This window comes from Brevundimonas vesicularis (assembly GCF_027886425.1).
Lineage (GTDB): Bacteria > Pseudomonadota > Alphaproteobacteria > Caulobacterales > Caulobacteraceae > Brevundimonas > Brevundimonas vesicularis_C.
Genome location: NZ_CP115671.1, coordinates 2926093 through 2946508, shown reverse-complemented (window position 1 = coordinate 2946508; position 20416 = coordinate 2926093). Strand labels below are relative to the sequence as shown.

General features: G+C 68.2%; 25 protein-coding genes. 19 read left to right on the top strand and 6 right to left on the bottom strand.

Going from position 1 to position 20416, the window contains the following annotated elements; genetic code table 11:
• Positions 1-42: 42 nt before the first annotated feature.
• From pal to PFY01_RS14930, 15 genes are all read left to right on the top strand, one after another.
• On the top strand, positions 43-606 hold the full coding sequence (gene pal, locus PFY01_RS15000) for a peptidoglycan-associated lipoprotein Pal (RefSeq protein WP_271041867.1): 564 nt from the start codon (positions 43-45) through the stop codon (positions 604-606).
• Positions 607-733: 127 nt separating this feature from the next.
• The gene (locus tag PFY01_RS14995) at positions 734-1750 is read left to right on the top strand and encodes a DUF3667 domain-containing protein (protein ID WP_271041866.1); all 1017 of its coding nucleotides are present in this window, start codon (positions 734-736) and stop codon (positions 1748-1750) included.
• Positions 1751-1876 carry a hypothetical protein gene (locus PFY01_RS14990; RefSeq protein ID WP_271041865.1) on the top strand — a complete coding sequence of 42 codons (126 nt, stop codon included), beginning with the start codon at positions 1751-1753 and terminating at the stop codon, positions 1874-1876. It abuts the gene before it with no gap.
• A gap of 41 nt (positions 1877-1917) precedes the next feature.
• On the top strand, positions 1918-2763 hold the full coding sequence (locus PFY01_RS14985) for a tetratricopeptide repeat protein (RefSeq protein ID WP_271041864.1): 846 nt from the start codon (positions 1918-1920) through the stop codon (positions 2761-2763).
• Positions 2764-2837: 74 nt separating this feature from the next.
• On the top strand, positions 2838-3998 hold the full coding sequence (gene tilS / locus PFY01_RS14980) for a tRNA lysidine(34) synthetase TilS (RefSeq protein WP_271041863.1): 1161 nt from the start codon (positions 2838-2840) through the stop codon (positions 3996-3998).
• An 86-nt stretch (positions 3999-4084) separates the two neighbouring features.
• Positions 4085-6040, top strand: a complete 1956-nt coding sequence (gene ftsH / locus PFY01_RS14975) for an ATP-dependent zinc metalloprotease FtsH (protein ID WP_055753954.1) — start codon at positions 4085-4087, stop codon at positions 6038-6040.
• Positions 6041-6340: 300 nt separating this feature from the next.
• Positions 6341-7558, top strand: a complete 1218-nt coding sequence (locus PFY01_RS14970; RefSeq protein ID WP_271041862.1) for an acyltransferase family protein — start codon at positions 6341-6343, stop codon at positions 7556-7558.
• Positions 7559-7622: 64 nt separating this feature from the next.
• Positions 7623-8276, top strand: a complete 654-nt coding sequence (locus PFY01_RS14965) for a hypothetical protein (protein WP_271041861.1) — start codon at positions 7623-7625, stop codon at positions 8274-8276.
• Positions 8277-8279: 3 nt separating this feature from the next.
• Positions 8280-8582: a winged helix-turn-helix domain-containing protein gene (locus PFY01_RS14960; RefSeq protein ID WP_271041860.1), complete on the top strand. Its 303-nt coding sequence runs from the start codon at positions 8280-8282 to the stop codon at positions 8580-8582.
• Positions 8582-9178, top strand: a complete 597-nt coding sequence (locus tag PFY01_RS14955; RefSeq protein WP_271041859.1) for a YdeI/OmpD-associated family protein — start codon at positions 8582-8584, stop codon at positions 9176-9178. The genes PFY01_RS14960 and PFY01_RS14955 overlap by 1 nt, the downstream gene beginning before the upstream one ends.
• A 20-nt stretch (positions 9179-9198) precedes the next feature.
• Positions 9199-9987, top strand: a complete 789-nt coding sequence (gene folP, locus PFY01_RS14950) for a dihydropteroate synthase (protein WP_271043077.1) — start codon at positions 9199-9201, stop codon at positions 9985-9987.
• Between the two features lie 63 nt (positions 9988-10050).
• Positions 10051-10407 (top strand): DMT family protein, encoded by a 357-nt coding sequence (locus PFY01_RS14945; protein WP_055806433.1) that lies wholly within the window; start codon positions 10051-10053, stop codon positions 10405-10407.
• Positions 10408-10449: 42 nt separating this feature from the next.
• Complete coding sequence (locus PFY01_RS14940) at positions 10450-10794, top strand: DMT family transporter (protein ID WP_137722388.1); 345 nt, start codon at positions 10450-10452, stop codon at positions 10792-10794.
• Positions 10791-11591, top strand: a complete 801-nt coding sequence (thiD, locus tag PFY01_RS14935; protein WP_271041858.1) for a bifunctional hydroxymethylpyrimidine kinase/phosphomethylpyrimidine kinase — start codon at positions 10791-10793, stop codon at positions 11589-11591. The genes PFY01_RS14940 and thiD overlap by 4 nt, the downstream gene beginning before the upstream one ends.
• Positions 11588-12163 carry a nucleotidyltransferase family protein gene (locus PFY01_RS14930; protein WP_271041857.1) on the top strand — a complete coding sequence of 192 codons (576 nt, stop codon included), beginning with the start codon at positions 11588-11590 and terminating at the stop codon, positions 12161-12163. Before thiD ends, PFY01_RS14930 begins: the two co-directional genes overlap by 4 nt.
• Here the strand turns inward: PFY01_RS14930 and PFY01_RS14925 are convergent.
• Positions 12160-12549: a DUF983 domain-containing protein gene (locus PFY01_RS14925; RefSeq protein WP_153923044.1), complete on the bottom strand. Its 390-nt coding sequence runs from the start codon at positions 12547-12549 to the stop codon at positions 12160-12162. The genes PFY01_RS14930 and PFY01_RS14925 overlap by 4 nt on opposite strands.
• Before the next feature lie 123 nt (positions 12550-12672).
• Between PFY01_RS14925 and PFY01_RS14920 the strand changes: the two genes are divergently transcribed.
• A complete protein-coding gene (locus tag PFY01_RS14920; RefSeq protein ID WP_271041856.1) occupies positions 12673-15522 on the top strand; it encodes a tetratricopeptide repeat protein in 2850 nt (949 codons plus the stop codon).
• A gap of 78 nt (positions 15523-15600) precedes the next feature.
• Here PFY01_RS14920 and PFY01_RS14915 read toward each other — a convergent pair whose 3' ends face one another.
• The 3 genes from PFY01_RS14915 to PFY01_RS14905 all read right to left on the bottom strand — a co-directional run bounded on the left by PFY01_RS14915 (position 15601) and on the right by PFY01_RS14905 (position 17093).
• The gene (locus PFY01_RS14915; protein ID WP_017506838.1) at positions 15601-15879 is read right to left on the bottom strand and encodes an HU family DNA-binding protein; all 279 of its coding nucleotides are present in this window, start codon (positions 15877-15879) and stop codon (positions 15601-15603) included.
• Between the two features lie 114 nt (positions 15880-15993).
• Positions 15994-16806 carry a flagellar type III secretion system pore protein FliP gene (fliP, locus tag PFY01_RS14910; RefSeq protein WP_039244769.1) on the bottom strand — a complete coding sequence of 271 codons (813 nt, stop codon included), beginning with the start codon at positions 16804-16806 and terminating at the stop codon, positions 15994-15996.
• On the bottom strand, positions 16803-17093 hold the full coding sequence (locus PFY01_RS14905; protein WP_039244767.1) for a FliO/MopB family protein: 291 nt from the start codon (positions 17091-17093) through the stop codon (positions 16803-16805). The genes fliP and PFY01_RS14905 overlap by 4 nt, the downstream gene beginning before the upstream one ends.
• A 145-nt stretch (positions 17094-17238) precedes the next feature.
• Between PFY01_RS14905 and flgB the strand changes: the two genes are divergently transcribed.
• From flgB to fliE, 3 genes are read left to right on the top strand one after another with little or no spacing between them, the layout of a single operon-like run.
• Complete coding sequence (flgB, locus tag PFY01_RS14900) at positions 17239-17643, top strand: flagellar basal body rod protein FlgB (protein ID WP_271041855.1); 405 nt, start codon at positions 17239-17241, stop codon at positions 17641-17643.
• Positions 17644-17668: 25 nt separating this feature from the next.
• Entirely contained in the window at positions 17669-18088 is a 420-nt protein-coding gene (gene flgC, locus PFY01_RS14895) for a flagellar basal body rod protein FlgC (RefSeq protein WP_369796239.1), read from the top strand.
• Between the two features lie 10 nt (positions 18089-18098).
• Entirely contained in the window at positions 18099-18398 is a 300-nt protein-coding gene (gene fliE / locus PFY01_RS14890; protein ID WP_271041854.1) for a flagellar hook-basal body complex protein FliE, read from the top strand.
• A gap of 7 nt (positions 18399-18405) precedes the next feature.
• Here fliE and PFY01_RS14885 read toward each other — a convergent pair whose 3' ends face one another.
• Both PFY01_RS14885 and PFY01_RS14880 read right to left on the bottom strand, forming a co-directional pair.
• Positions 18406-18942 (bottom strand): polysaccharide biosynthesis/export family protein, encoded by a 537-nt coding sequence (locus PFY01_RS14885; protein WP_271041853.1) that lies wholly within the window; start codon positions 18940-18942, stop codon positions 18406-18408.
• 55 nt (positions 18943-18997) lie between these two features.
• The gene (locus PFY01_RS14880; RefSeq protein WP_271041852.1) at positions 18998-20329 is read right to left on the bottom strand and encodes an FAD/NAD(P)-binding protein; all 1332 of its coding nucleotides are present in this window, start codon (positions 20327-20329) and stop codon (positions 18998-19000) included.
• Positions 20330-20416: the final 87 nt, after the last annotated feature.

Genomic DNA, 20416 nt, shown 5'->3' with positions numbered 1-20416 from the left:
GGCCCGCCCCTTGCCAGAAACGATACGTCAGGAGACGACCCCATGAAGACTTCCCGCATTCTCAAACTGGCGATGGTCGGCTGCGCCGTCGCCGCCATGGCCGCCTGCACCCGAAAGCCCCCGGTCGAGACCGGCGTGCCCGGTCCGAACGACGGGACGACGCAACCGACGGGTCCGGCCTATCCGACCGCGCCGACCGGTCCGGTAACCGGCGGAAGCATGGGTTCGGCCGCGCCGGGCACCGAACAGGACTTCGTCGTCAACGTTGGCGACCGCATCTACTTTGACCTGGACTCCTATGAGGTCCGTCCCGAGGCCATGCCGCGCCTGGACGCCCAGGCTCAGTGGCTGCAGCGCTATCCGTCCGTGACGGTCCGCATCGAAGGCAACGCCGACGAACGCGGTACGCGTGAATACAATCTGGCGCTGGGCGCCCGCCGTGCGGAATCGGTGCGCACCTATCTGATCAACCGGGGCATTCCGGCCGGCCGGATCGACACCATCAGCTTCGGCAAGGAGCGGCCGATCGCGGAGGGTTCGAACGAGGACGCCTTCGCCCGCAACCGCAACGCCCACACCGCTATCGTCTCGGGCGCGCCGCGCTGACGACCGGCTGATCGGCTGATCTGAAGGAGGCGCCGGCCGCAGGGTCGGCGCCTCTTTTCGCTTCCGCGCTTGTCCTGACGCCGGGCGGGCGGCAGATACGTCGTCACAGGGATCGGGGGATCAGCGAATGGATATCGAAGGGGCGGGCGCCGTCGTCACGGCCGGACTGGTCGCAGGCGCGATTGAAAAGCCGACGGGCAAGGCCGGCGAGGCCCACGCCCACGGCGTCTGTTCCGACTGCGGGGCGGAAACGAGCGGCAACTTCTGCGCAAACTGCGGCCAGCCGACCCATATCCATCGCAGCCTGCTGCATCTGGGCGAAGAGCTGCTGCACGGGGTCATGCATTTCGACGCCCGCATCTGGCGCACCCTGCCGCTGCTGTGGGCGAATCCCGGAAAGCTGACGCGCGAGTGGGTCGAGGGCAAACGCACGCGCTACGTCTCGCCGCTGGCGATCTTCCTGTTCACCCTGTTCGTGATGTTCTTCGCGCTCAGCTTCATGCCGCACCCGGAATCGAAGTCCGGCGAGGCGGCGGAGATGAGCGAACGGATCGCGTCCCAGCGCGTCGGCTTGGCCGAGGCCGAAAAGGCCCTGGTCCAGATGCGGGCCGAAAGCGGCGCCCAGCCGGACCCGACGATGCAGATGGCGATCAACGCCGGACAAAAGCTGGTCGACGACCGCCGCGCGGCCTTGGCCCAGCTGGAGATCGAGCAGCGCGACGGCCGCGCCGACGGTCTGAAGCCCGGCAGCTGGCAAGCCGGGATCAAGGACATGGCGACCGGCGAGAGCGGCGAGACCAAGCTGAAGGTCATGGGCAAGGATGCCAAGAAGGAAGGCCACGGCATCGGCGCCACGGTGTTGAAGAAGCTGCAGAACCCGGACCTGGCGGTTTATAAGTTTCAGCAGACGGTGTACAAGTTCGCCTTCCTGCTGGTGCCCTTGTCGATCCCGTTCGTGGCCCTGCTGTTTCTGTGGAAACGGGGCTTCACCCTGTACGACCACGGGGTGTTCGTTCTGTATTCGCTGACCTTCATGGCCATGCTGCTGATGCTGATGGTGCTGTCGGCGACGATCGCCGGGTGGCTGGGCGGCATCGTCATTCCGCTGGGGCTGCTGGCCGTGCCCGTGCATGTGTTCGTCTAGATGAAGGGCGCCTATTCGCTGTCGTGGTTCTCGGCCCTGTGGCGGACGATCGCTCTGTTGGTGTTTTGCAACATCGTCGTCGGCCTGTTCTTCGCGGCCATCGTCTATCTGGGTCTCGGCCACTAGCTCGGCCTTGCGGCGGCCCCAAATCGGTGAAAGCTAGACGCATGACCAAGCTCTCGATCTCTCGCGTTCATCTCCTCGCCGCCGCCGCCCTTGGCGTCCTACTGATCGGGGGCGGCGCGGTCGCCCAGCAGGCCCAGCCCAACATCATGGAGCGGACCGAGTGGGACAATCGCCGCCTGGACCAGCTGGACCGCAATGTGCGGCGGCTCGAGCGCGCCCTGACCCAGAGAAACGCCGCTGGCCAGCCCGTGCTGGTCGAGCCGGACCCCGAGGTGGTGACGCTGCAGGGGCAGTTCGCCCTGATGGACCGACGCCTGGGCGACCTGGAGGCCACGGTGCGCCGGATCAACGGCGACAACGAGCGTCTAACCTTCCAGCTGGACGAGGCCACCCGCGAGAACGAGACGCTGAAGACGCGTCTGGCGGACGCCGAGGGCCGGTTGCAGAAGCTGGAGACCCAGGCCGAGCTCAATGCGCCGATCGAGGCGACCTCGCCGACCGGCGATGCGACCCGCGACCTGGCGGCGGCGGTGGCCCTGCTGTCGACCGACAAGCCACGCGGCGAGCGGGCGCTGGAAACGGTGATCGCGGCCTGGCCCGATACGCCGCAATCGCGCGAGGCCAACTCTCGCCTGGGCGACCTGCGGGTGGCGGCGAACGACAGGGCGGGGGCGGTGCCCTATTACGCCGCCGCGCTGAAGGACTGGCCGCGCATCGGCTGGGCGGCGGATACGACGCTGAAACTGGCCGACGCCCTGTTCGCGACGCAGCGGAAGCCGCAAGGGTGCGCGGCCCTGGCTGAATTCACACGTCGCTATGCGCCCGCCGCTTCGGACCCGCAAAAGGCGCGGGCGGCGCAGTTGAAGACGACGGGCGCCTGCGCCTGACGTCTGACCCGGATCTCAGAGCGCGGGTCTTCGCGCGGCTGGATGCGCGACTGACGCGCGATACAGGTCGGCCGGTGGCGCTGGCCCTGTCGGGGGGCGGAGACTCCATTGCGCTGTTGCTGCTGACGACGAACTGGGCGCGGACGCGCGGGCGTTCGGTGCTGGCCCTGACCGTCGATCATCGGCTGAGTGCGGACAGCGGCCGCTGGACCGATTTTGCGGGCCGGGCGGCGCGGAACGCCGGGGCCGACTGGCGCGGGTTGAGCTGGGACGGGGACAAGCCCGCGGCCGGGCTGACGGCGGCGGCGCGGGCGGCGCGGCATGCGCTGATTGCGGATGCGGCGCGCGAGGCGGGGGCCTCGGTCGTCCTGTTCGCCCACACCGCCGACGACATCGCCGAGGCCGATCTGATGCGGAGCGAAGGCTCGACGCTGGGACGGGTGCGCGAATGGTCGCCGTCGCCGGCCTGGCCCGAGGGTCGAGGCCTGATGCTGTTGCGGCCGCTGCTGGGCGAGCGGCGGGCGGGCTTGCGGGACTGGCTGGCGGCGCAGGGGGCCGACTGGATCGAGGATCCCGCCAACGCCGATCCCCGCTTCGGCCGCAGCCGGGCGCGGCAGGCGCTGGCGGGCGCGGCGCCCCGGTCGATCGATCAGGCGCCGTCGAAAACCCGCGCGCGGCCGACGATGGACGGCGAGGCTATGGCGTATGTGGATCGCGACGTGGGCGCGCGGGCGCTGGCGGCGGCCCTGGTCTGCGTCGGCGGCGGATCGACGCCGCCTCGCGGCGCGCGGTTGGAAGCCCTGATGGCGCGGCTGAAGGCGGGTGAGGATTTCGCGGCGACCCTGTGCGGGGCGCGGATCGAGGCCGTCGGCGCGACGGCGCGGCTGATGCGCGAGGCCGGCGAGCTGCGCAGACGAGACATTTCGCCGCTGGCGCTGACGCCCGGCGTCGAGGCGGTGTGGGACGGGCGGTTCGTCTTCTGCGCCGATCGTGCCGGCTGGTCCGTCGTGGCGGCGCGGGGGCGGTTGGCCAGCCTGTCGGACGCCGACAGGGCCGAGATCAATCGGCTGCCGGCGGCGACGCGATGGGCCTGGCCTGTGTTGATCAGGGACGACGCGGTGGCCCCGGTTCTTGCAGGCGAAGGGGTCGAACGGCGCGGCCTTGTCGCGGAACGGCTCAGGCTGGCGCTGGACGAAACGACGCACGAAGACGACCTGATTTCCGCCACCCGATAGCGTAACGCTGATTAAGCCCCTATTTTCCCAGACAGACACATCCAGACCGTCGATCCCACCGGGGTCGCGGACGACCGAGGACCTCAATGAACCTGCGTAATCTGGCGATCACCGGCGTGATCATTCTGGCGTTGCTGGCGGGCTATGCGGCGCTGTCGCAGGGCGGCGCCATGAACGGCGTGACGGGCCAGCCGGCCGGCAAGCCCGAGGCCATAAGCTATTCCCAGCTGGTGCAGCGCGTGAACGCGGGCGAGGTCAAACAGGTGACCATCCGCCTGGACAAGGTGAACGGCGAGCTGAAGAACGGCGAACGCTTCACCTCCACCACCGTCTATCCAAACGAACAGCTGGTGGCCCAGATGCTGGCCGCCAACGTCGAGATCGACGCCAAGTCGGGCGGCCAGTCGATCTGGATGAGCCTGCTGCTGGGCATCCTGCCGATCGCGCTGCTCATCGGGGTGTGGATCTTCTTCATGCGCCAGATGCAGGGCGGGGCGAAGGGCGCCATGGGCTTCGGCAAGTCCAAGGCCAAGCTGCTGACCGAGCACAAGGGACGCAAGACCTTCGACGACGTCGCCGGCGTGGACGAGGCCAAGGACGAACTGCAGGAGGTCGTCGATTTCCTGAAGGATCCGGGCAAGTTCCAGCGTCTGGGCGGCAAGATTCCTAAGGGGGCCCTGCTGGTCGGCCCTCCCGGCACCGGCAAGACGCTGCTGGCGCGCGCGGTCGCGGGGGAGGCGGGCGTGCCCTTCTTCTCGATCTCGGGTTCGGACTTCGTCGAGATGTTCGTCGGCGTCGGCGCGTCGCGGGTTCGCGACATGTTCGAGCAGGCCAAGAAGAACGCGCCCTGCATCATCTTCATCGACGAAATCGACGCCGTCGGTCGCCACCGGGGCGCAGGCCTGGGCGGCGGCAATGACGAGCGCGAACAGACGCTGAACCAGCTGCTGGTCGAGATGGACGGCTTTGAGGCGTCCGAGAACATCATCCTGATCGCCGCGACCAACCGTCCCGACGTGCTGGACCCGGCCCTGCTGCGTCCCGGCCGTTTCGACCGCCAGGTGGTGGTGCCCAATCCCGACGTCTCGGGCCGCGAACGCATCCTGCGCGTCCACATGAAGGATGTGCCCCTGGCCGCCGACGTCAACGTCAAGACGATCGCGCGCGGCACGCCCGGCTTCTCGGGCGCCGACCTGGCCAATCTGGTCAACGAGGCGGCCCTGACGGCGGCGCGCAAGGACCGTCGCATGGTCACCCACCGCGACTTCGAAGACGCCAAGGACAAGGTGCTGATGGGCTCCGAACGTCGCTCCATGGCGATGAACGAGGAAGAAAAGCGCCTGACCGCCTATCACGAGGCCGGTCACGCCATCGTCGCCATGAACGTCAAGATGGCTGACCCGGTCCACAAAGCGACCATCGTCCCGCGTGGCCGGGCGCTGGGCATGGTGATGCAGTTGCCGGAAGGCGACCGCTATTCGATGAAATATCAGCAGATGATCGACCGGATCGCCATCATGGCGGGCGGCCGCGTCGCCGAGGAGCTGATCTTCGGGCCGGAAAACATCACCTCGGGCGCCAGCTCGGATATCGAACAGGCGACCAAACTGGCCCGCGCCATGGTCACCCGCTGGGGCTTCTCCGATAAGCTGGGCACGGTGGCCTACGGCGAGAACCAGGAAGAGGTCTTCCTGGGCCACTCGGTCGCCCGCAGCCAGAACATCTCCGAAGAGACGGCGCGCACCATCGACGAGGAAGTCCGTCGTCTGGTGACCTCGGGCTGGGACGAGGCCCGCACCATCCTGACCACCAAGGCCGAGGATCACGAGAAACTGTCTCAGGCCCTGCTGGAATACGAGACCCTGTCGGGTGAGGAGATCAAGGACCTGCTGGAGAAGGGCGTCGCGCCGAACCGCGACGAGAACAACTTCCCCAACGCCGGGCCTTCGGTCTCGGTGCCGGTGACGCCGGTGTCGGACGGCACAGACATCGAGGTCCCGGTCGCCGCCCCGGCCGCGACCAGCGTGCCGACGGTTCACTGAACCCAGGCTTGATCTGAAGATGGACCCGTCGGGAGAGCGATCTCCCGGCGGGTTTTTCTTTTGGGACGACGCCCTCTCTCTCTCTCTCTCTCTCTCTCTCTCTCTCTACTCTACGTCGTCATCCTCGGGCCCGACCCGAGGATCGGCTGCGAATCGGGCTCTGCGGCGCCTTTGACGAAATGCGGCGCACGACCCGGCCCTCGGGTCGAGCCCGAGGGTGACGACGTGGTTGTGACGAACAAGTTTGCATTACAGACCAGTCTGTGAGATGTGGCGACCTCAATCTAAGGAGGGGTCGTCATGTCGGCATTTGAAACGCGTCAAGCCGAGCGTCTGCACGGGCTCGACGCGCTGCGGGCGGGTGCGCTGTTGCTGGGCGTCGTGCTGCACGCCAGTCTGTCCTTCGTCCCGCAGCAGATCTGGATCGTGGCGGACGACAGCCGGTCGATCGGCGCCGCCTGGCTATTCTTCGCCATTCATCTGTTTCGCATGACGGCCTTTTTCTTCATCGCGGGTCTGTTCGCCCATAGGATGCTGGCGCGGCGAGGCTGGGTCGCCTTCGCCAAGGATCGGGTGGTGCGGATCGCCGGGCCGCTGGCGGCCTTCTGGTTTCCGGTCATGGCGGGGATCGTTACGGCCCTGGTCTGGAACGCTCATGCCAATGGTCTGGTGACGCCCGGCGCGCCGCCGCCACCGCCACCGACGTATGACTGGACCAACTTTCCGCTGACCCACCTGTGGTTTCTGTGGGTGCTGACGCTCTTCTACGCCGTCGTCCTGATCGTGCGGGCCGTGCTCGGCATGCTGGATCGCGCGGGTCGAGCGGGTCCGGTCGTGGACAGAATCACCGGCGCGCTAATCGGCCCGTGGACGCCTGCCGTGCTTGCCGCCCCGCTCGCCCTGGCGCTGTGGCTGGATCCGAAGTGGATCGCCTTCTTCGCCGTGCCGACGCCGGACGCGGGCTTGATCCCTGACACCTCCGCCCTGATCGGATTCGGCCTCGCCTTTGGCCTGGGCTTCGTGCTGGACCGGCGGCGTGATCTGCTGGACCGTATCGCCAAATGGTCGCCGCTGTTCCTGTGCGTGGCGCTGGTTTCGGGTGTGACGGCCTATATCCTTGCGGGCGGCCCGAGCATCGCGCCGATGGGTGAGCCGACGGTCGGCAAGGCCTTGGCCGCCGCCGTCACGGCGGTCGCCGTCTATGCCTCGGCCCTGGCGGCAATGGGACTGTGCCTGCGGTTCGCCTCGGGCCACAGTCCGGTTCAGCGCTACCTCTCCGACGCCTCTTACTGGATCTACATCGTGCATCTGCCGCTGGTCATGCTGGCCCAGGTCTGGGTGCAGGATTGGGCTGGGCCGTGGTGGGTGAAGCTGATCGGCGTGTCGGCGGGCGTCTTTGCCGTGTGCCTGGCGTCCTACGAACTGCTGATCCGCCACAGCTTTATGGGACGGTGGCTGGATGGCCGGCGCGTGCCGTGGCGCAACCGGCCTGCGCCTGCCTTGGTCCCCGCCGAATAATTTGCAAACCCTTCCGGCGGCGTCCATCCGAGGGACGCGCCCGTCGCACAGGAATCACACAGCGATGTCCGACAAGTCCCGCACCGGCCCCGAGGCCGACCTGGCCTTCATGAAGGCCATTGTTCAGGGCGGCAATAATCCCAGAGCGACACTGACGCTGGGCGTCGCCTATCTGGCGGGCGGTCTGCTCTATGGTCTGCAATGCCTGTTCCATATCGGTCAGGTGTGGGGGATCGTGCGCTGGCCGCCGCTGGGAAATCTCAGCTTCGTGGTCGCCATCACGGTCGCCTTCCTCATCGTCCTGACCTGGGCCGTGCGTGAGGACCGCAAGACGGGGACGGCCGGCCCCATCGTCACTCGCACCTTGAATGCGGCCTTCAGCGGCGCGGGCATGGCCAATCTGGCGATCATCATCGTGTTCGGCGTGGGCGCGCGCCGCGATCAGGACTTCGCGGTCTGGCTCTATTATCCGGCGATGATCTTCGCGCTTCAGTCGGCGGCCTGGTTTGTGGCCTACAGTCTGAAGAAGAAGCCATGGATGCTGGCGACGTCGTTGGGCGGCTGGATCACGGCGGTCGCGCTGGGCGTGCTGGTTCGCGACGCGGTGGTCTATCTCTACGTCTGCACCCTCGCCCTGTTCGTGCTGTTCGCGGGGCCGGGCTGGGTCATGACGCGTGCGGCGCTCAAGGCCCGCGCCAATGATGCGGACGTCGCCTGATCCATGGGGCTGGACGCACTCGGCAAGATCGACGAGGTCATCCACGGCCGGATGCGGCTGGGGATCATGGTCTATCTGGCCGACGCCGAGGCCGCCGACTTCACCGAGCTGAAGACCGTTCTCGAAGCGACGCAGGGCAATCTGTCCGTCCATATCAAGAAGCTGGAGGAGGCGGGATACGTCGCCGTGGCCAAGAGCTTCGTGAACAACAAGCCCCTGACCCGCGTGTCCATCACCCCCGCCGGCCGCAAGGCCTTCGCCGCCTATCTGGAGGTGCTGGGCGGTCTGATCGGGCGGTCGGCCTGATGGCGCCGATGGTCGTTGATCCGGACAAGGTGCGGGCGTTCGAGACGCCCGTGGCGTTCGAGGCCTGGCTGGCGGCGAACCACGACCGCGAGACCGAGCTCTGGATCCGCATCTTCAAGGTCAAGTCGGGCGTCGCCTCGATCACCTGGGTCGAGGCGGTGGATGTGCTCCTGTGCTGGGGCTGGATCGACGGGATCAAGAAAAGCCTGGATGCTGACAGCTTCCTGCAACGTGTCTCGCCGCGCGGTAAGAAGAGCGTCTGGAGCCAGATCAACGTCGCCAATGTCGCGCGTCTGATTGAGGAAGGGCGGATGACGCCGCACGGGATGAAACACGTCGAGGCGGCCAAGGCGGACGGGCGCTGGGACGCGGCCTACCGCATCAAGGGCTCGACCGCGCCCGACGACCTGATGGCCGCCATCAACGCGGAGCCGCAGGCACGGGCGACGTTCGACACCCTGACGGCGCAGAACCGGTTCGCCCTGACCTATCGCACCGAGGCGCCGAAGACCCCGGCGGGCCGCGTCAAGGCCATCGCCCGCCTGGTGGAGATGCTGAAACGGGGCGAGACGCCCCACCCGCAGAAGAGGGCGTGACCGTGTCGATTCCGCAGGTGATGGGCATCGTCAATGTGACGCCCGACAGCTTCTCGGACGGGGGGCGATGGGCCTCGACTGAAGGCGCGATCGATCAGGCCATGCGGCTGGTCGAGGACGGGGCCGATGTGCTCGATATCGGCGGGGAGAGCACCCGGCCGGGGGCCGAGCCGGTGGGCGAGGCCGAGGAGATCGAGCGGGTCACGCCGGTCATCGCCGGCGTCCGCGCGCGGTGGGGCGGGGCGATCAGCATCGACACGATGAAGCCCGCCGTCGCGCGCGCCGCCGTCGCGGCCGGGGCGACGATGTGGAACGACGTGACGGCGCTGAGCCACGCGCCCGACAGTGCGGCGGTTGCGGCCGAACTGGGGTGCGACGTGGTGCTGATGCACATGCGGGGCGAACCCCGCACGATGCAGGCGGACCCGCGCTATGACGATGTGGTGGTCGAAGTGCGGGACTATCTGCGCGGGCGGGCCGAGGCGGCGATGGCGGCGGGCGTGGCGCGCGAGCGGATCTGGCTGGATCCCGGCATCGGGTTCGGCAAGACGCTGGCGCATAACATGGCGCTGACGGCGCGGTTGGACGCGCTGGTCGATCTGGGCTTTCCGGTGCTGTACGCCGCCAGTCGCAAGCGCACGATCCAGGCCATCGATGCGACGGCGGTCGCGGCAACCGATCGGCTGGGCGGGTCACTGGCCCTGGCGCTGGAAGGCGCGCGGCGCGGGGCGCGGATGGTGCGGGTCCACGACGTGCGCGAGACGGTGCAGGCGCTGAGGGTTCAGGCGGCGGTGACGGCGGCGGATTGAAGGCCCGCGACGGACGGTCGCAGCCGGTGTAGAGGGCAGGTCTGCAACAGCCCTGATCTGCCCATGCCCCTGACCGCCTACATCGCCCCCATCGTCATGTTGTGCCTGTCGAACGTCTTCATGACCTTCGCCTGGTACGGCCATCTGAAGTTCGATCACAAGCCGCTGTGGCTGCTGGTCATGGCCAGCTGGGGCATCGCCTTCTTCGAATACTGGCTGGCGGTGCCGGCCAACCGGATCGGCATCCAGGTCTATTCGCCGGCCGAGCTGAAGACGATGCAGGAGGTGATCACCCTGTTGGTCTTCGCCGGCTTTTCGGTCCTGTATCTGGGCGAGAAGTTGACGGTGAACCATTTGGTCGGCTTCGCCTTCATCGCGCTTGGGGCCTTCTTCATCTTCAAGGGGCCGCTGGGCGGCTGATCGCGGCTTGCTCCGGACCGCGGCGTGTTCCATCTGGTCGCCATGTCCTGGGTGATGTCGATCAATCCGTGGGCGACGCTGGTCGTCGCTGGTCTGCTGGAGGTCCTGTGGGCCTCGGGCCTCAAGAACGTCGGCGTCAGCCGGCCGTGGACATCCCTGGGGGTTGTGATCGCGCTGGCGGGCAGCATGATCCTGTTGTGGGTGGCGACGCAGAAGCTGCCGATCGGTACGGCCTACGCCGTCTGGACCGGCATCGGGGCGGTGGGCGCGGCGGTAGTCGGCATCCTGGTCTATGGCGAGCCGGCGACGGCGGTCAGGGCCGTGTGCATCCTGCTGATCGTGGCGGGCATCGTCGGGCTGAAACTGTTTTCGGGAGCGGCGGCATGAGCGCGCTTCATCAAGGACGGGTCTTGATCCTGGCCGGGTCGGACAGCGGCGGGGGCGCGGGCATCCAGGCCGACATCAAGGCCGTGACCATGATGGGCGGGTTCGCCGCCACCGCGATCACGGCCATCACGGTGCAGAACACCCTGGGGGTCCACGGGGTCCATCCGCTGCCGCTGGATCTGATCGCAGCACAGGCGCGGGCGGTGCTGGAGGACATCGGGACCGATGCGGTCAAGACCGGCATGCTGGGCTCGGTCGAGGTGGTCGAAACGGTCGCCGCCCTGCTGGACGAGGCGGACGCCCCGGCGGTGGTCGATCCGGTCATGGTGGCCAAGGGCGGCCATCCGCTGTTGCCGGATACGGCGGTCGAGGCGGTGAAGCGGCTGATGATACCGCGCGCGGCCCTGCTGACGCCCAATGCGCCCGAGGCCGAGGCCCTGACGGGCCTTGCGGTCCACGACTTGGACGGCCAGAGGCGGGCGGGCGAGGCGCTGCTGACCCTGGGGGCGCGGGCGGTGCTGATGAAGGGCGGGCATGTGTCGGGGCCGACGGTGATCGACCTGCTGATGACCGCAGACGGCGAGACGGTGCTGGAGGCCGAGCGGGTCGACACCCGCCACACCCATGGCACCGGCTGCACCCTGGCCAGCGCCTGTGCCGCCGGGCTGGCGATGGGCCGGCCGCTGGAGGTCGCGGTGGCTGAGGCCTGGGCCTATGTCGGCGAGGCGATCCGCCGGGCGCCGGGCCTGGGCGGCGGGCACGGACCGCTGGATCACGGCTGGCCGGTGCGGGGATGAGCGACCTGGAGGCGGAACTGGCCGCCATCGTGCGCGCCGACGCTGGTTTGATGCACGTCCTGACGACCGTCCGGGCGCTGGACCTGCCCGACTGGCGGCTGGTGTCGGGAGCGGTCTATCAGGCCGTGTGGAACGCCCGGACAGGGCGGCCGGCGGGCTATGGGGTCAAGGACTACGACCTGGCCTATTTCGACGGTTCGGACCTGTCCTACGAGGCCGAGGACGTCGTCATCAAACGCGTCGCCGCCGCCTTCGACGAACCGTTCCGCAGCCAGGTCGAGGTCCGCAACCAGGCGCGGGTGCATCTGTGGTTCCAAAACCGGTTCGGCGAACCCTATGCGCCGTTGCATTCGACAGATGAGGCGCTGGGGCGGTTCGTGGCGCCGACCTTTGCGGTCGGGGTGCGGCTGGAGGCGGACGACAGCCTCAGCGTCGCCGCGCCGTTCGGGCTGGATGACGTGTTCGCGATGACGATCCGGCCCAACCCGAACCGGCCGGTGGCCAGGGGCTGGGCCAAGGCCGTCGACAGCGCGCGGGCGCGCTGGCCCGAACTGACGGTGATCGAACCCTAGAAAGGACCGTGCTTGCCGTTCGAGGAGAACTCGGGCGGGGCGGCCTTGTGAACGTATTGTTCGGCGACCAGCCAGGCCTTGAAGGGGCGCAGGCACCCCAGGCACAGGGCGACCAGGATCGGCAGGGTCACGACCAGATGCACCCAGATCGGCGGATGGACGGTGAAGTCGAACACCATCAGCAGGATCATCCCCACCACCCCGACGGCCGTCATGACGAAGAAGGCCGGGCCGTCCGCCGGATCGGCGAAGGCGTAGCTGAGCCCGCACTGAGGACATTCCGTCTGTAGCGTCAGGTAGCCTTTGAAAAGCGGTCCCTTGCCGCAGCGGGGGCAGCGACAGGCCAAGCCGGTCTTCAGGGTGCTGAGGCGAGGATAATCGGTCATGGGACGACTATGGGCGCTTAAAACGGCGCTGTCGCGTGGACCGGTTGTCCTAACGCCATCCATCATCACGGTGAACGGCGGTTAACTGCGATTAAAGGCCTTGTGCGGCATGGGTCGGGAGATATGTCCGGGGCCTCGCCGACAAAGCGCATCCTGAAGACGACCGTGGCCGCCGCCACGGCCGGCGCCGTCGTGTTCGCGCCGATGGCGCCGCTGGCCCAGGAAGTCGGCCAGTCGCGCGATCCGCTGTCCATCAATATCGGCGCAAACGCCGAGTTCACGCAGGTCGAGTTCGGCGGCGTGATCGGGGTGCGCTCGCGCATCAGCCGCGAGGGCGACAAGGTCGTCGTTCGGCTGGGGACCACCGCTGCGCCCGACGTCTCGCGATTGAAGGTCGATCCGCCGGCCGGGGTGAAGTCGGTCGAGACGCGGCCGAGCCGGGGCGCGGGCGGCACGGACCTGATCCTGACGCTGGAACAGGGTGCGGATGCGCGCTCGGGCGTGGCGGACGGGGCGGTATGGCTGAACCTCTATGCGCCCGGCAAGGCGCCGGAGGGCGGGGACGCCGCCGCGCCGCAGACGACCAAGGCCGTGGTGCCGGTGCGGGCCGAGACGGCCGGCGGTAAGACGGTCCTGACCTTCGACTGGGGCGCGCCGGTGGGGGCGGCCGTCTTCCGCCGGGGCGATGCCGTATGGGTCGTGTTCGACACCGCCGCCCGCATGGATATGAGCGGCGCCAAGGCGCTGGGATCGGCCAAGAACGCCCAGTGGGCGGCCGGGCCGGGCTATACGGCCTTGAGGATCGCCGAACCTGAGGGGCTGGGCGTCTCGGCGCAGGGTCAGGGCGGGACCTGGACCGTGACGCTGGGCGGCCCAGACGGCGCGGCGGGCGGTGTCGAGGTCGGCCGGTCCGACGACGGCGCGCCGGTGCTGGTGGCGCAGATGGCCGGGGCGACCAAGGCGGTCTGGCTGACCGATCCGCTGGTCGGCGACCGCTTCGCGGCGGTCACGGCCCTGGCGCCCGGCAAGAGCTACGCCGGCGGACGGCGCACGGTCGATCTGAGCCTAATCCCGACCGCGCAGGGCCTAGCGGTCGAGACGTCGGCCGACGACCTGAAGATCGAGGCGGCGGGCGACCTGGTGACCCTGAGCCGGCCCAAGGGGCTAGCCTTGTCGTCGCCGGCGGCCGGGCTGGAGACGGGCGACCACAATGCGGATGCGCCCAAGCGGGCGGCCTATCCGGCGCTGATCGACGAGGCCTGGGCCGCGACGGGCGAGGCGGGATTTTCAGACCGCTATCGCCGGCTGCAGGATGCGGCCGGGCTGGAGACGATCGCGGCGGCGGACAATCCGCGCGCGCCGATCGAGGCGCGGATGGCGCTGGCGCGGTTCCTGGTCGGGTCGGGCCTGAACTATGAGGCAATTGGTGTGCTGAACGCCCTGATCGCCAAGGCGCCCAACCTGCAAGGGGAGCCCGAAGTGCGCGGCCTGCGCGGGGTGGCGCGCGTCGGCGTCGGGCGGCTGGAGGAGGCCCAGGTCGATTTCGCGGGCGCGGCTCTGGCGGGCGATCCGGCGACCAAGGTCTGGCTGGGCTATATCGCCTCCGAAATGGGCGACTGGGAGGGGGCGCGTCGCAACTTCGCCGCCGGCGCACCGGCCATCGACAGCTTCCCCAAGGAATGGCGCGCGCGGTTCGGCGCGGCCCACGCCATGGCCGCGATCCAGTTGAACGATCTCGCCGCCGCCCAGCAGCTGTTGGCCTATGTATTCAGCCAGGATGCGCCGGCGGTCGATCAACTGACCGCGCGGCTGGTGCAGGCCCGGATGTTCCAGCTGAACGGCGACAAGAACCGGGCGCTGGCGGTCTACAAGGCCGTGGCGCGCGCGCCGCTAGACGGGATCGCCACGCCGGCGAAATTGGGTGCCATCAGCCTGGAGCTGGACAAGGGCGCGATCACGCCGGATCAGGCGACGGTCCAGCTGGAACAGCTGAAATGGCGCTGGCGCGGGGACGCGACCGAGATGGCGGTCGTGCGCAAACTGTCAGGCATCTATCTGCAACAGGGGCGATACCGCGAGGCGCTGGACGCCCTGCGCGGCGCGGGCAAGCGGATGGCTGGCGTGCCGGGCGCAGCCGAGGTGCAGGCGGATCAGGCGAACGCCTTCCGCGCCCTGTTCCTGGACGGGGCGGCGGACGGTTTGCAGCCGGTGCAGGCGCTGGCGCTGTTCTATGACTTCCGCGAACTGACGCCCATCGGGGCGGACGGCGACGAGATGGTGCGGCGTCTGTCGCGCCGGCTGATCGACGTGGACCTGCTGGATCAGGCCGCCGAATTGCTGAAGCACCAGGTGGATGAGCGTCTGGACGGGGTGGCCAAGGCCCAGGTCGCGACCAATCTGGCCACCGTCTATCTGATGGACCGTCAGCCGGAGAAGGCGTTGCAGGCCATCTGGGGCTCGCGCACCACCCTGCTGCCCAATGCGATGAACAGCGAGCGTCGGGCGCTGGAGGCGCGCGCCCTGATGGATCTGGGCCGGTTCGACCATGCGCTCGAGGTGCTGGACCGGGATCAGTCGAACCCCGCGCGCGAGGTGCGGGCCGATATCTTCTGGAAGCAGCAGAAGTGGGGCGAGGCGGCGCCGATCTATGAGGCGCGGCTGGGCGATCGCTACAAGACCGCGACCACGCCGCTGACGCCGGCCGAGGAAAGCTGGCTGATCCGGGCGGGCGTCGGCTATTCGCTGTCGGGCGATCGGGCCGCGTTGCAGCGGCTGAGCGGGCGCTTTGGGCCGATGGTTCCCGGCGCGCGTTCGGCGGCGGCGCTGCGGGTCGCGCTGGACGACAATCTGTCAGGCGTGGCGGGGACGGGCGACTTCGCCAATCTGTCCAGCCAGGCCGACACCTTCGTCGGCTGGGTCAACAGCGCCAAACAGGCGTTCAGAAAAGAAGCCGACGCCAAGAGCGCCGCCTGAAATTAAAACGGGCGGAAATCGCGTCGCGACCCCCGCCCGTCGAGCATTGCCGGTCCTGCATCGCAGGACCGAGAAGGCTTAGCCGTTGACGGCGTCCTTCAGCGGCTTGGAGACGCGGAAGCGCACGGCCTTGGAGGCGGCGATCTTGATGGTCGCGCCGGTAGCCGGGTTGCGGCCTTCGCGCTCGGCGCGGTCGGCGGTGTCGAAGACGCCCAGGTTGGAGATGCGGATGTCGCCGCCCGACTTCAGGGTCGAGTGGATGTTTTCGACGATCGCGGTCAGCACCTTGCCGGCGTCGGCCTGCGAAACACCAGCGTCCTTGGCGACGGCGGCGATCAGTTCGGCTTGAGTGGTCATAAGAAGCGTTTCCAGTGTTAGTCGCCCGATTCCGAGCGAGGACCGGGTGATCAACACGGATTTCCCTACGCTTTGCAAGCGCCGATGACGCTTAAAGCCATATGGGGCGGGGGATTATCCGGTACCGGACGCCCGCTGGAAGCTCTCGACCAGGCTTCCGGCGACCAATCGCCAGCCGTCCACCAGCACGAAAAAGATCAACTTGAAGGGGAGGGAGACCACCACCGGAGGGAGCATCATCATGCCCATGGACATCAGCACGCTGGCCACCACCAGATCGATCACAAGGAACGGAACGAAAAGGAGAAATCCGATTTCGAAGGCCTTCTTCAGCTCGCTGATCATGAAGGCCGGGGTGACCACGCGCAGGGGCAGGTCCTGGACGTTCTGGGGCGGGTCGATCTTCGACAGCCGGGTGAACAGGGCGAGGTCCCCGCGGTCCACCTGGGCCAGCATGAAGGTTTTTACGGGTTCGGACGCCTGATCGAAGGCTTGGGGCAGTTCAATCTGCTGATCCATCAGCGGACGGATGCCCGAATCATAGGCGTCCTGCCAGGTCGGGGCCATGACGATGGCGCTGAGGAACAGCGACAGAGACACCAGGACGGCGTTCGGCGGCGACTGTTGCAGGCCCAGCGCCGTGCGCAGCAGCGACAGGACCACGATGATCCGCACGAAGCTGGTCGTCATGATGACGATCGACGGCGCCAGGGACAGGACGGTCATCAGACCGACCAGCTGGACCACGCGCTGGGTCAGGCCGGCGCCGGTGCCCAGGTCGATGTTCAGCGCCGAGCCGCTTTGCGCCGCCTGCTGAGCCAGGGCCGCGACGGGCCAGGCCAGACAGACCAGGGTGGTGAACAGCGACAGCAGGGCCGCGCGCTTCAGCTCGGCGCCGGTCGGCTTGACGAAGACGGCGGGCTTCACTGGCCGCCTCCTGTTTTGCCGAGAGAGGGCTGGCGCGGTTCGATCAGTTCGCGGCCTTCGCCCAGCAGGATCAGCCGCTCCTCGTCATCGACGCGGACCAGAACGAGGCGACGGGCGGGGTCCAGCACCAGGGTCTCGACGACCTGAAGTCGGCGCTCGCCGCGCTCTGCATTCAGCCGGGCCAGAATTTGCGGCGCATAGCGGCGCGCAGCCCAGGCCGCGATCCCGATCAGGCCGAGGGTGAAGGCCAGGCCGAAGACCGCCCGGGCGAGATCGAGGAAATTCATGACGCTGCAAAGGCCCCGCGCAGTCCGCGATTAGACTGCGAATGTTAACCACCACGGTTAACGACCCGTTGAGATAACCCCCTATTAACCATCCAGGCGGCATTTTCTGCCCATCGCGCGCATCCGCGTCGCACGGGAGACCGCCATGGGCGTCGCCGACATACCGCTGCTGGGGCAGATCAAGGGCCGGCTGGGCTGGCTGGACGCCCGCCAGCGGGTCATCGCCGAGAACGTCGCCAACGCCGATACGCCGGGCTTCGTCGGGCGCGACCTGAAACAGCCGACCGACTTCGCCGCCGCCATGCGCGCGGGCGGGGGGCTGCAGATGGTGCGCACCAATGCGGCCCATATCGCGCCGGCCGGTTCGCCGGTGCGGTTCGCCCCGACCAAGGCGCCCGATTCGGAGACCACGCTGGACGGCAATTCGGTGGTGGTCGAAGAGCAGATGCTGAAGATGGCCGAGAGCCGCATGGCCTATGACGCCGCCATCGGCTTCTACCAGAAATCCATGTCCATGATCCGCATGGCCGCCAAGCGGCCGGGCGCCTGAGCCGACGGCCGAGAAGAACTGACCCATGCCTGATCCCATCCCCCCTTCGAACAGCGCCATGGCGGTGGCGGCCTCGGCCCTGAAGGCGCAGCAGTCGCGCATGCGCGTGATCGCCGAGAACATCGCCAACGCCCAGTCGACGGCGCGCACGCCGGGCGGCGAGCCCTATCGCCGCCAGATCCCGGTCTTCCAGGCGCGCGAGGTCGATGGGGCGACCGGCGTCACCCTGGCCGAGGTTCGGCCCGACCAGGGCGACTTCAAGATGGACTATGACCCGTCGCACCCGGCCGCGAACGCGCAAGGCTATGTGATGCGGCCCAATGTCGACACCCTGGTCGAGGCGATGGACATGCGCGAGGCGCAGCGCGCCTATGAGGCCAATCTGAACGTCATCGAGACGGCGCGGTCGATGGACAGCCGCACCCTCGACATCATCAAACGCTGAGGGCTAGGCCATGAATCCGATGATGGCCGCCAAGGCCTATGCCGCCGTTCAGGGCGCCATGCCGACAGCAGCCCAGGCGCCCGGCGTCGGAGACGGCGGCTTCGCCGACCTGGTCAAGAACGCCATGACCGACATGACCCAGCAGTCGCGCGCGGCCGAAACCCAGATGACCCGCTCGGTCCAGGGTCAGGGCAATCTGATCGATGTGGTCACGGCGCTGAGCTCGGCCGAGGCGTCCCTGGAAACGGTGATCTCGGTCCGCGATCAGGTGATTTCCGCCTATAAGGAAATCATGGCGATGCCAATCTGACGGCGGGTCAGAAGTAGCGTTCGCCGATTCGCAGGGTGTCGCCGGGCGAAACACGCGCATCGGCGGTCAGCGGCTGGGCCTCTTCGACCGGTGATCCGGCGCGACGCACGAAGACGCGGCGCGTGTTGGCGCGATAGGTGAAGCCTTGCGCCGTCGCCACGGCGTTCAACACCGTCAGGTCCGGCAGATAGGGGTATTCACCTGGCCGATTGACCTCGCCCAGGATGTAGATCGGCCGATAGGTTAGGACCTGGGCGGTGACGCGCGGCTGGTTCAGATAGCCCTGGCTCAAGGCTTGAGCGACGGCGTCCTGAAGCTGGGCGCCCGTCAGGCCGGCGGCCTGAACCTCGCCGATCAGCGGCAGGGCGATCCGGCCGTTGGCGTCGATCACGAATTCGCCGCCCAGAGCCGCCTCGCCGAAGACGTCGATGCGCACCTTGTCGGCGGAGGCGAGGCGATAGTCCGACACGCTCTGAGGCGCAAAGGCCGTCAGGCCCAGCGATAGGATCGCCACCAGCAGGCCGATGCCTGTCCTTGCCCCCATGTCATCGCCCCCGATCGTTTCGGGTGTGAAGGCTAAACGCGTCGGTTGTTTCGGTCTAGGGGCGGTGCGACAGGATACGGGCGGCGAGATCGCGGGCCTGGCCGCGCAGGTCGGGCACGGCCGTCATTTCCCAGAAGGCGCCGCGCGTCAGGGGGCCGATGGCGTGAAGACCGCGCGCGGGGGCGCCCGCGCCGTCCAGCAGACCGCCCTCGTCATCGACCTGCAGGCCTAGGCCCAAGGGGTCGGGGCGACCGTAGCCCTTGTTCAGGAGGTCGCGGATCATCGGTTCGGTGCTCTTTGAGATCACGCCCAGCGGCCCGGTGCAGTTCACGACCAGGTTGAACCGCTCCTTGATGGCGCGCTTCTTTCCGCGCGGACGCCACGATACCTCGATGACGTCGGTCGCTTTCAGCTCGGTCAGCTTGCCGGCCAGGATCGTCAGCTCGCCGCCGGCCAGCATGGAATGGATGTCGCGCGCCGGGCCGGGCGACAGGCGGTGACGATGCACGTCCCACAGGGGGCGCAGATGGCGCAGGAAGCGGCTGCGCTCGGCACGCGACCAGCCGCGCCAAATGTCGCGCGCGGAATGGCGCAGGCGGTCGAACACGGCGCGCCAGTCCGCCTCGGCCGTCGCGGCGCGGATCTGACGCAGGATTTCGGCCGGGCTGCCCGAAAAGGCGCCGACATAGGGTGTGGGCGGAACGGTCGCGTGGGCCCGGGGCAGAAGGCCGTGACGCGACAGGGCGGTCAGGCGGCGTCCGGGCCGGCGCAGGGTGATGGCCGCATCCACCATCGTCAGGCCCGACCCGATCAGCAGGACGTTGCGGGCGTCGCGCGCCGTCTGAGGATCGAACCGCCAGGGGTTTTCGACATAGGCGGGCGAGGCGCGCACCGCGTCCTCGACGCCAGGGGGCGAGGCGGGCTCCAGATTGCCCAGCGCCAGCACGACCTGATCGGCCGCGACCTCTCCGTCGCTGGTCACGATGCGCCAGCCGTCGTCCTGGCGATCGATGGATTGCGCCTTGGCGCCGATCAGGGTCAGGCGGTCGGGGGCGTCGTCCAGCGCCTCGTCCAGCAAGGCCTGAAGATAGTCGCCATAGACGCCGCGGGTGATGAAGCCGTCCTGGGCGCGCCACGACGGCTGTTCGGCCAGCCAGTCGGCGAGGTGGGCGGGCTGGTCGGGAAAGGCGCTCATATTGTCCAGGCGGACGTTCAGCAGATGGCTGGGATTGCCCGTGTCATAGGCGGTGCCGGGACCGAAAACGCCGCGCCGTTCGATCAGGGTGACGCGCACATCGCGCGAGGCCTTCAGCAGATTGACGGCGGTCAGCAGACCGCTGAAACCCGCGCCGACGATGGCGACATGCGGTCCATTCTGCTGCGGCACGCGCACCCCCGTTTCCCGTTTCCGTCGCTGTCGATAACACGCGGCGGTCCAGAGGGATCATGGCGATAAATATCTATCTGACCAGTA